Origin of the sequence: Candidatus Nitrosotalea bavarica (assembly GCF_900167955.1) — an archaeon.
In the GTDB taxonomy this organism is placed as follows: domain Archaea; phylum Thermoproteota; class Nitrososphaeria; order Nitrososphaerales; family Nitrosopumilaceae; genus Nitrosotalea; species Nitrosotalea bavarica.
The window spans coordinates 1-1,703 of record NZ_FUYK01000015.1; the positions used below are offsets into that span (position 1 = coordinate 1).

The 1,703-nt window shown below is 35.7% G+C and carries 1 protein-coding gene; it reads right to left on the reverse strand.

Annotated features, from left to right (window positions below; all coding sequences use genetic code 11):
- Positions 1–205: 205 nt before the first annotated feature.
- The gene (locus C0Q33_RS08980; RefSeq protein ID WP_101478270.1) at positions 206–1,216 is read right to left on the reverse strand and encodes an IS110 family RNA-guided transposase; all 1,011 of its coding nucleotides are present in this window, start codon (positions 1,214–1,216) and stop codon (positions 206–208) included.
- Between the last annotated feature and the right edge of the window lie 487 nt (positions 1,217–1,703).

Here is a 1,703-nt window from a genome sequence, read left to right on the forward strand (position 1 = left end):
ATAAAGTGTGCATTTTATACTCCCTTTTGGGCGGCAAATATTGCTGTCCGCGTTTGTTATAGGACCAATAAGTTTTGTTAAAAATAGCGGAAAAAACCTGTGGTTTCAACATGAAAAAACCTCACCCCCCAGCCCCCTCTCCACGTGGAGGTACTGTGTTAATATACAAGTACTAATAAACAGCACCGCATGTTTATTTCTTAGTTTAGCTGGTTTTGTAATTAGCGTCATAAGATGTTTTATTTGTCCATAGGGTATATATTAATAAAAGCATCTTTCTAGCTACAGCTATTATTCCAATACCGGGTATTTTTCTAGTTTGCAGTATCCTATTATAAAATCCTTTAAATTTAGTATTTGATCTTATAGCACTCAGCGCTGGCATATATAAAGCAGCCCTTATATGAGCATTACCTTTTTTGGATATCCTTGTCTTTCCTTTAAACAAACCCGATTCCCTTTGAACTACGTCCATCCCGGCATAGCTTGCAAGCTGTTTCTGGTTTTCTATTAAGGCAAAGCCGTCCGTTTCTGATATTACTGTTACAATGGTAGACAACCCTATTCCTTTTGCCGGGAGAATGTTGTTTATCTTTTGTTCTAGCACCTCATCAGTTTTGATCAGCTCTTTTACGACTTTTTCGTATTTCTTTATGGTTTTCTTGTGCATTGCAAGTTCCTCCAGCAGGGTTAATCTGATAAGTTCATTAGGCTCATGGCTGTGCTCTAGGGCATGGATCTGGTTCTTGACAATAATTTGTTTATCTTTTGTAGCTTTAATTGCCCTGGATAGCTCTTTCAATTTTTTTAGTGTTTTATCAGGGTTTTTCCATAATTTAAGTTCCTTTTCAAGCCCAAGCTCCGTTAACATTACGGCGTCTATTTTATCTGTCTTTGACTTCATATCCCTTGTTCTTGAAAAGGCCTTAGCTTTATTAGGGAGAATTACAGAAACAGACACATTCCGGCTGCTTAGAAAATACAACAGGTTTTCATGATATATTCCTGTTGCTTCGCATACAAAAATAACTGGCATCTTTTTTTCATCTGTTTTGGTCTTAGACCAACTGAGTAGCTTGATATATCCTTCTTTATTGTTGTTGAATTTTTTGGTCTTTGAAAACACCCTTTTGTTATCAGCATCATAGGTGCCGCAACAACTGAAAAATGTGTCTTTTGATACATCTATACCGATAATTTGTTTTGTTAAATTCATAAAACTTATCTAAATTTGATTGCGAAATATGTTAAAGGCAATGCTTCTTTATAGTCTTCTCTCGTACGATTATGCAGGATCTTTATAACATATAAAGTCCTTAAGTACTGTTCAGATTTTAAGAAGCAGACAGAAGGAAGAACGATTTCTCTACGGCGGTATCATAAATGTGTTTTTATGTACCTAGGGGGGAGCTGTTCTTTCCTTCTGTTGCCATTAACCAGCCAATCTAATAATCTTTTATATATTTATCAAACATACAAGAGGGGTGGACCAGATTTATCGAGGCGGGGTGAGGTAGTCGTCATTTACCACTGACCACTCACAACTCCTGCTGTTTGTCACTCCCATTTTTCTGTTGAAAAGTCAATCGAAAGCAAGTATTTTTATGATGAACAGGAATTATTTTTAGTCAAAATTACCATTAAAAATATGAAAAAGATTTTAATACTATCAATCCTTTTAATATCATTTCAAATCTCGAGCT

Bases quoted from the DNA above. Each gene is read 5' to 3' on its own strand.
- C0Q33_RS08980 (WP_101478270.1), bottom strand. From the start codon at position 1,216: ATGAATTTAACAAAACAAATTATCGGTATAGATGTATCAAAAGACACA.